Raw genomic sequence first — 7,439 nt, 5'->3', positions numbered from 1 at the left:
GGCAGAAGCCCGTCGTGACGAAGGCGAAGAAGTCGATCGCGCAGTTCAAGCTGCGTGAGGGTATGCCGATCGGCGTGAAGGTCACCCTTCGTCGCGAGCGCATGTACGAGTTCCTCGACCGCTTCATCACGATCGCGCTGCCGCGGGTTCGCGATTTTCGCGGGCTGAACCCGAAGAGCTTCGACGGACGCGGCAACTATGCCTGCGGCCTGAAGGAGCAGATCGTGTTCCCCGAAATCAACTATGACCGGATCGACAAGGTTCGCGGCATGGACGTGATCGTGACCACGAGCGCGAAGACGGACGACGAGGCGCGTGAGCTGCTCCGCCTGTTCGGCTTCCCGTTCCCGATCGAGGAAGCCGCCGACGACGAGAAGAAGGCGGCGTAATCTACCAGGGTGCACGGCCCGGCTATGGGCGGTGCATCCTTCTATGGACTGGGTCCTCGCCTTTCGCGGGGACACATAAGGACTTAAGTCGATGGCGAAACTGAGTTCAGTACTGAAGAACGAGCGGCGCAAGAAGCTGGTGAAGCAATATGCCGGCAAGCTTGCGAAGCTGAAGGCGACTGCGAATGACGAGAAGCTGGACGACAGCGAGCGTCTGATCGCGCGCCTGAAGATGGCCGAGCTGCCGCGCAATGCGAATCCGACCCGGATCCGCAACCGCTGCCAGCTGACCGGGCGTCCGCGCGGCAATTATCGCAAGTTCGGGCTCTCGCGCATCATGATGCGGGAATTGGGCAATAAGGGCCTGATCCCCGGTCTGACGAAGTCGAGCTGGTAAGGATCTAGAAATGGCAGTGACCGATCCCGTGGGTGACCTGCTCACCCGCATCCGCAATGGCCAGCGCGCGCGCAAGGACTCCGTCCTGACGCCAGCGTCCAAGCTGCGCGTCCGCGTCCTCGACGTGCTGCAGCGTGAAGGCTATATCCGTGGCTACAGCGAAGAGCAGATGGGCCCCGCGGCCGGCCTTCGCATCGAGCTGAAGTATTTCGAGGGTCAGCCCGCGATCAAGCACGTCGCGCGCGTCTCGAAGCCCGGTCGCCGGGTCTATTCGGGCTCGCAGGAGCTGCCGCGGGTCATGAACGGCCTTGGCATCACGATCGTCTCGACGCCGCGTGGCGTTCTGTCCGACGCCGAAGCGCGCGAACAGAATGTTGGTGGCGAAGTGCTGGCGGAGGTATTCTGATGAGCCGCATCGGCAAGAAGGCAGTCCCGGTTCCGACCGGCGTCACTGCCAGCATCGACGGCAGCACGCTCAGCGTAAAGGGGCCCAAGGGCACCCTGGCGCTCGCGATGCGCGACGAGATCAAGTACACGATCGAGGACGGCGGCATCTCGGTGCAGCCGGCTAACGATACCAAGCAGGCGCGCTCCTTCTGGGGCATGCAGCGTACGCTGGTCCAGAACCTGGTGACGGGCGTGACCGACGGCTTCACCAAGAAGCTGCTGATCACCGGCGTCGGCTATCGCGCCGCGGCGCAGGGTCGCAACCTCAAGTTGCAGCTCGGCTACAGCCACGACGTCAACGTCGACGTGCCGGAGGGCCTCGAGGTCAAGACGCCGGACAACACGACGGTCGAGATCAGCGGCACCGACAAGCAGAAGGTCGGCCAGCTGGCCGCGGAGATCCGTCGCTGGCGCAAGCCCGAGCCGTACAAGGGCAAGGGCATCAAATACGACGGCGAGTTCATCTTCCGCAAGGAAGGGAAGAAGAAGTAATGACCAAGGGACTTTCTCTCTTCGCGAAGCGGCGCCGCCGCAATCGTACCGCGCTCCGGGCGCGTGCAGGCACCCGTCCGCGGCTGTCTGTGCATCGGTCGGGCAAGCACATCTATGCGCAGGTGATCGACGACGAGGCCGGCAAGACGCTGGCATCGGCATCGACGCTGGAAAAGGACGTGCGCGGCACGTCGGGCGCCAACATCGACGCGGCGACCCAGGTAGGCAAGCGCGTCGCCGAGGCGGCGAAACAGGCGGGCGTCACCCAGGTCGTGTTCGATCGTGGTGGTTTCCTGTTCCATGGCCGCGTGAAGGCGCTGGCCGAGGCCGCGCGTGAAGCCGGATTGGAGTTCTAAGATGGCTGACGAGACCAACACAGAAGCACAGGTCGCAGCACCCGAAGCAGCCGCACCTCAGGAGTCCAACCCGGGCTTCGGTGGACCGGGCGGCGGCGGCAATCGTCCCGGCGGCCCGCGTGGCGGCCGTGGTCGCGGCGGCCCCGGTGGCGGCGGCGGCGGTGGCAATCGCGGCGGTCGTGACGGCGGTCGCGGTGGCCGCGACGGCAACCGCGGTCGTGGCGGCCCCGGCAGCGACGACGGCGGCGAAGAGCTGATCGAGAAGCTGGTCCACATCAACCGCGTCTCGAAGACGGTGAAGGGCGGCAAGCGCTTCGGCTTCGCGGCGCTGGTGGTGGTCGGCGACGGCAAGGGTCGTGCAGGCTTCGGCCACGGCAAGGCCCGCGAAGTGCCGGAGGCGATCTCCAAGGCGACCGCGGCGGCCAAGAAGAAGATGATCCGCGTGCCGCTGCGCGACGGTCGGACGCTGCATCACGACGGCAATGGGCATTTCGGTGCCGGCCGCGTGACGCTTCGCTCGGCACCGCAGGGTACTGGCATCATCGCCGGCGGTCCGATGCGCGCGATCTTCGAATCGCTCGGCGTGGCCGATGTGGTGACCAAGTCGGTCGGCACGTCCAACCCCTACAACATGATCCGTGCGACCTTCGAGGCGCTGGGCGACCAGACCTCGCCCAAGGCTGTCGCACAGCGTCGTGGCAAGAAGATCGCCGACCTGCTCGGCCGTGGTGGTTCGCAGACCGCCGAGGCCGATGCGGCCGCGATCGCGGAGTAATCGATCATGGCTACCATCAAGATCACGCAGACCGGTTCGCCGATCCGCCGCGAGAAGGATCAGCGCGCGACGCTGATCGGTCTCGGCCTCAACAAGATGCACCGGACCCGCGAGCTCGAGGATACCCCCGAGGTTCGCGGCATGATCCGCAAGGTGCACCACATGGTGTCGGTCGAGGGCTGAGCCCTCACCGCATCAGGTGACAGAATGAGGGGAGGGGGCTAAGCGCCCCCTTCCTGTTTTTACCAAGCGCGACAAAAGCGAAAGCGAGTGCACGACATGAAACTGAACGAACTCCGCGACAACCAGGGCGCCCGCAAGTCAAAGATCCGCGTCGGACGCGGCATCGGCTCGGGCAAGGGCAAGACCGGCGGCCGCGGCCAGAAGGGCCAGAAGAGCCGCGAGGGCGTGTCCATCGCCGGTTTCGAGGGCGGCCAGATGCCGCTGCACATGCGGCTGCCGAAGCGCGGCTTCAACAACATCTTCGCCAAGGATTATGCAGAGGTGAACCTCGGTGCGATCCAGAAGGCGGTCGATGCCGGCAAGATCGAGGCCAATGCGACGCTCGACCATGACGCGCTGAAGGCCGCCGGCCTGGCGCGCGGTGGCAAGGACGGCGTCCGCCTCCTGGCCAAGGGCGAGCTGACCTCGGTCCTGAGCTTCACCGTCGCCGGTGCGTCGAAGGGCGCGATCGACGCGGTCGAGAAGATCGGCGGCAAGGTCGACGTGATCCACGTCGTGCCCGCCGCCGAGAAGGCCGCCGCCAAGAAGGGCGTGATGTACAAGGAGCGCCAGGCGAAGAAGGCCGCGTTCAAGGCTTGAGCGACTTCCTGAGTTAGCCGTTCATCCTGAGTAGGGGCTGGGCGGAGGCGAAGACCTGTATCGAAGGGCCTGCCTCAACCCGGCCGGTCCTTCGATACGCCGCTTCGACGGGCTCAGCGGCTACTCAGGACGAACGGTTTGGCTGAGTGGCCTCCGGTCGCATTGGTCTCCCGGCATTAGACAAGCCCGCACGGGCGCCTATATGAGCGGCGGGGCGGGCTAAACGCATCCCGCCGTTCCTTGTTTTCAGGACACCCGAATACGATGGCATCCGCAGCCGACCAGATGGCGCAAAGCATCAACCTGGCGAAGTTCGCCAAGGCGACCGACCTCAAAAAGCGGCTGTGGTTCACGATCGGCGCGCTGATTGTGTTCCGGCTGTTGAGCTATGTGCCGCTGCCGGGGGTCGATCCCACCGCGCTCGGCCTACTCAGCGAGCAGACCAAGGGCGGCGTCCTCGACTTCTTCAACACCTTCTCGGGCGGGTCGCTCAGCCGGATGTCGCTGATCGCGCTCGGCGTGATGCCGTACATTACCGCGTCGATCGTGGTGCAGCTCGCGACTTCGCTGTCGCCGACGCTGGCGGCGATCAAGAAGGAAGGCGAGAGCGGTCGCAAGCGGCTCAACCAGTACACCCGCTACGGCACCGTCGCGCTTACCGCGGTGCAGGGCTATTTCATCGCGGTGGGGCTCGAGACGCTCGGCGCGACGCAGGGCATCCAGGCGGTTATCGAACCGGGCATGACCTTCCGCATTGCCGCGGTGATCAGCCTGATCGGCGGAACGATGTTCCTGATGTGGCTGGGCGAGCAGATCACCAGCCGCGGCATCGGCAACGGCGTGTCGCTGATCATCATGGCGGGCATCGTCGCGCATCTGCCGACGACGCTGTTCAACCTGCTCGAAGGCGGGCGTTCGGGCTCGGTCGATCCGGTCCGGCTGGTTGGGATCATCGTCGCGGTGGTCGGGCTCGTGCTGTTGATCTGCTTCATGGAGCGGGCGCAGCGGCGGATCCTGATCCAATATCCCAAGCGACAGACCCAGCGCGGCATGCAGGCCGATCGCAGCCATCTGCCGCTGAAGATCAACACCGCGGGCGTGATCCCGCCGATCTTTGCCTCGTCGCTGCTGCTGATGCCGCTGACGATCTCGCAGTTCGCGGGTCAGCGCGTCGCGGGCGAAAGCGCCTGGGGCGACTTCATCATCACCCTGAACCAGTATCTCCAGCACGGATCGCCGGTGTACATGGCGCTCTATGCGGCGGGGATCATCTTCTTCTCGTTCTTCTACACCGCGGTTGTGTTCAACCCGGAAGAAACCGCGGACAATCTGAAGCGCTATGGCGGCTTCATTCCCGGCATCCGTCCCGGCAAGAACACCGAGACGTATTTCGATTATGTGCTGACCCGGATTACCGTGATCGGCGCGGCCTACCTGACCTTCATCTGCGTGGTGCCGGAATATCTCGTTACTGCGTTGCAGATCCCCTTCTATCTGGGCGGGACCAGCTTGCTGATCGTCGTCAACGTGACGATGGATACGGTGACACAGATCCAGTCGCATCTGCTGGCGCATCAATATGGCGACCTGATCAAGAAGGCGAAGCTGAAGGGCGGTCGTCTCCGCTAAGGCGGTGGCGAAGCTAAGCGAGATTCGGGAGAGGTCGGGCGTGAACATCATCCTTCTTGGACCGCCAGGAGCGGGCAAGGGCACCCAGGCGAGCAAGCTCGTCGCGGATCGCGGCATGGTCCAGCTCTCGACCGGCGACATGCTGCGGGCGGCCGTGAAAGCCGGCACCCCGACAGGGCAGCAGGCGAAGGCGGTGATGGAATCGGGCGGACTGGTGTCGGACGAGATCGTCTCGGCGCTGATCGGCGAGAAGCTCGATGCGCTCGACGCGGACACGGGGGTGATCTTCGACGGCTATCCGCGGACCGCGGCGCAGGCGACCGCGCTCGACGAGCTGCTGGTGTCGCGTGGCCGGACGCTCGATTACGTCATCGAGCTTGAAGTCGACGAGGCGGCGCTCATCGAGCGTGTGACCGGGCGGTATACCTGCGCGAATTGCGGCGAGGGCTATCACGACCGGTTCAAGCAGCCCGAAGTCGAGGGCGTTTGCGACGTCTGCGGATCGACCGAGTTCAAGCGCCGGCCCGACGACAACGCGGAGACCGTGCACACCCGGATGGCGGAGTATCGCGCCAAGACCGCACCGATCCTGCCGATTTACGAAGCGCGCGGTCTGGTGAAGCCGATCGACGGCATGGCGGACATCTCGCATGTCAGCGCCGCGATCGACGCGATCCTCGACGGCGCTCGCTAGGCTGCGGGGACTTGGGGAAGCCGATCGGTTTCTTCGTCATCCCCGCGCAGGCGGGGATCCAGACTGGGGAGCGTTGCCTCTCACAGTCCAGCGGTAGCCAGTATGGATCCCCGCCTGAGCGGGGATGACGATATTGGGAGGGCCATCGCCGTTCAGCCACCGCGTCAGCATCCGCCTCCCGCGTCGTAGTTAACGGATTGCTAAGCGATCCGTCGTATCTTCGATAGCGAACGTGCGGCCGGGGGGTCGCTGGCGCAATCAGAGGAACCACGGATGTTGGGGGCGATCGTATTCACCTATGGGATGTTGGCGAGCTTCGTGCTGTCGGGCGCGTCGCGTAATCGCCGGATGAAGCGACCCAATCCGCCGATCCTCGCTTATGTCGGCTACGTCCTGTGTGGGTTGTCGGGTGGATTGGCGCTGATGCTGTTCGTCGCTGCGTTCACCACGCCGGACATCGTCGTCTTCTGATTAATCGGCGAACGCCGGGTCAGGCGGCGCGGCGTTGGCTCAGCGCGATGTCGATCCGCTTGATCAGGTCGGTGACCACCGGCGGGGTATAGGAAGCGGATCGCGAGCACGATTTGGCGAGCCGCTGCTCGATCCTTGCAATTTCGCGATCCATCGGGGTCACCTGCTTGCTCCGTTGCTGCAAGAATCACCTTGGCGCGACATCGCTAACAAGCCGTGAAGATGGCGGCGTTCGGGTCCCAAGCTGCTGAGATCGCGTCACGAACTGTTCGCTCACTGGTCCGTTTGCCGGCTCGCTACGAACTCGGCGGGAGCGGAACCGATCGCTTGACACGGCGTTTGCGCGCGCTTAACTGATCCTTACTCCGACACACCGGTTCCCGGCGGCGCTTGTTTGCGCTCGCCGCAATCGTGCGTTCGGAGCTATTGCGTCGAGATGGGGCCGCGCTGCCATGCCGGATCCCGTGGAGCTAGGAGAACAAGTTCATGGCACGTATCGCGGGTGTCAATATCCCGACCAACAAGCGCGTGGTTATCGCGCTCACGTACATCCACGGCATTGGTCCGACCAAGGCCAAGGCAATCACCGAAAAGCTGGACATCGCTCCCGAGCGTCGCGTTCAGGACCTGACGGACCAGGAGGTCCTGCAGATTCGTGAGACGATCGATGCCGACCACACGGTCGAGGGCGATCTTCGCCGTCAAGTCGCGATGAACATCAAGCGGCTGATGGATCTCGCCTGCTATCGCGGTCTCCGCCATCGCCGGGGCCTGCCGGTCCGTGGCCAGCGCACGCATACCAATGCGCGCACTCGCAAGGGCAAGGCAAAGCCGATCGCCGGCAAGAAGAAGTAAGCTTGAGCCGCTCGTCAGGGCGGCTCGCTTCTCAGCTTTCAAGGATTACCAATGGCCCGTGAACCGCAGCGTATTCGCCGTCGCGAACGCAAGAACATCACCTCCGGCGTCG

The 7,439-nt window shown here is 64.4% G+C and carries 13 protein-coding genes; 12 read left to right on the top strand and 1 reads right to left on the bottom strand.

Annotated features, from left to right (window positions below; all coding sequences use genetic code 11):
• The 11 genes from rplE to ACFE77_RS15455 all read left to right on the top strand — a co-directional run.
• The coding region (gene rplE, locus ACFE77_RS15505) for a 50S ribosomal protein L5 (RefSeq protein WP_375422548.1) at positions 1 to 389 on the top strand (389 nt) is incomplete at its 5' end.
• Positions 390 to 480: 91 nt separating this feature from the next.
• Positions 481 to 786 (top strand): uS14 family ribosomal protein, encoded by a 306-nt coding sequence (rpsN, locus tag ACFE77_RS15500; RefSeq protein WP_375422547.1) that lies wholly within the window; start codon positions 481 to 483, stop codon positions 784 to 786.
• 10 nt (positions 787 to 796) lie between these two features.
• Positions 797 to 1,192 (top strand): 30S ribosomal protein S8, encoded by a 396-nt coding sequence (gene rpsH / locus ACFE77_RS15495; RefSeq protein WP_375422546.1) that lies wholly within the window; start codon positions 797 to 799, stop codon positions 1,190 to 1,192.
• The gene (rplF, locus tag ACFE77_RS15490; protein ID WP_375422545.1) at positions 1,192 to 1,725 is read left to right on the top strand and encodes a 50S ribosomal protein L6; all 534 of its coding nucleotides are present in this window, start codon (positions 1,192 to 1,194) and stop codon (positions 1,723 to 1,725) included. Before rpsH ends, rplF begins: the two co-directional genes overlap by 1 nt.
• Complete coding sequence (rplR, locus tag ACFE77_RS15485) at positions 1,725 to 2,081, top strand: 50S ribosomal protein L18 (RefSeq protein WP_375422544.1); 357 nt, start codon at positions 1,725 to 1,727, stop codon at positions 2,079 to 2,081. Before rplF ends, rplR begins: the two co-directional genes overlap by 1 nt.
• 1 nt (position 2,082) lies before the next feature.
• The gene (gene rpsE / locus ACFE77_RS15480; RefSeq protein WP_375422543.1) at positions 2,083 to 2,856 is read left to right on the top strand and encodes a 30S ribosomal protein S5; all 774 of its coding nucleotides are present in this window, start codon (positions 2,083 to 2,085) and stop codon (positions 2,854 to 2,856) included.
• Between the two features lie 6 nt (positions 2,857 to 2,862).
• Positions 2,863 to 3,039, top strand: coding sequence for a 50S ribosomal protein L30 (gene rpmD, locus ACFE77_RS15475; RefSeq protein WP_375422542.1), 177 nt, complete (start codon positions 2,863 to 2,865; stop codon positions 3,037 to 3,039).
• A gap of 96 nt (positions 3,040 to 3,135) precedes the next feature.
• Positions 3,136 to 3,678 carry a 50S ribosomal protein L15 gene (rplO, locus tag ACFE77_RS15470; protein ID WP_375422541.1) on the top strand — a complete coding sequence of 181 codons (543 nt, stop codon included), beginning with the start codon at positions 3,136 to 3,138 and terminating at the stop codon, positions 3,676 to 3,678.
• A 264-nt stretch (positions 3,679 to 3,942) separates the two neighbouring features.
• A complete protein-coding gene (gene secY / locus ACFE77_RS15465) occupies positions 3,943 to 5,307 on the top strand; it encodes a preprotein translocase subunit SecY (protein WP_375422540.1) in 1,365 nt (454 codons plus the stop codon).
• Between the two features lie 40 nt (positions 5,308 to 5,347).
• Positions 5,348 to 6,001: an adenylate kinase gene (locus ACFE77_RS15460; RefSeq protein WP_375422539.1), complete on the top strand. Its 654-nt coding sequence runs from the start codon at positions 5,348 to 5,350 to the stop codon at positions 5,999 to 6,001.
• A 273-nt stretch (positions 6,002 to 6,274) separates the two neighbouring features.
• Positions 6,275 to 6,472 carry a hypothetical protein gene (locus ACFE77_RS15455; RefSeq protein WP_331042071.1) on the top strand — a complete coding sequence of 66 codons (198 nt, stop codon included), beginning with the start codon at positions 6,275 to 6,277 and terminating at the stop codon, positions 6,470 to 6,472.
• 19 nt (positions 6,473 to 6,491) lie between these two features.
• Here the strand turns inward: ACFE77_RS15455 and ACFE77_RS15450 are convergent, their stop codons facing one another.
• On the bottom strand, positions 6,492 to 6,635 hold the full coding sequence (locus tag ACFE77_RS15450) for a hypothetical protein (RefSeq protein WP_375422538.1): 144 nt from the start codon (positions 6,633 to 6,635) through the stop codon (positions 6,492 to 6,494).
• 323 nt (positions 6,636 to 6,958) lie between these two features.
• Here ACFE77_RS15450 and rpsM point away from each other — a divergent pair, with 323 nt between their 5' ends.
• The gene (rpsM, locus tag ACFE77_RS15445; RefSeq protein ID WP_375422537.1) at positions 6,959 to 7,327 is read left to right on the top strand and encodes a 30S ribosomal protein S13; all 369 of its coding nucleotides are present in this window, start codon (positions 6,959 to 6,961) and stop codon (positions 7,325 to 7,327) included.
• Positions 7,328 to 7,439 lie beyond the last annotated feature (112 nt).

It is taken from the genome of uncultured Sphingomonas sp. (assembly GCF_964243315.1).
GTDB lineage: Bacteria > Pseudomonadota > Alphaproteobacteria > Sphingomonadales > Sphingomonadaceae > Sphingomonas.
The sequence above is the reverse complement of the archived record's forward strand: the minus strand, read 5'-3'. Positions and strand labels throughout refer to the sequence as shown.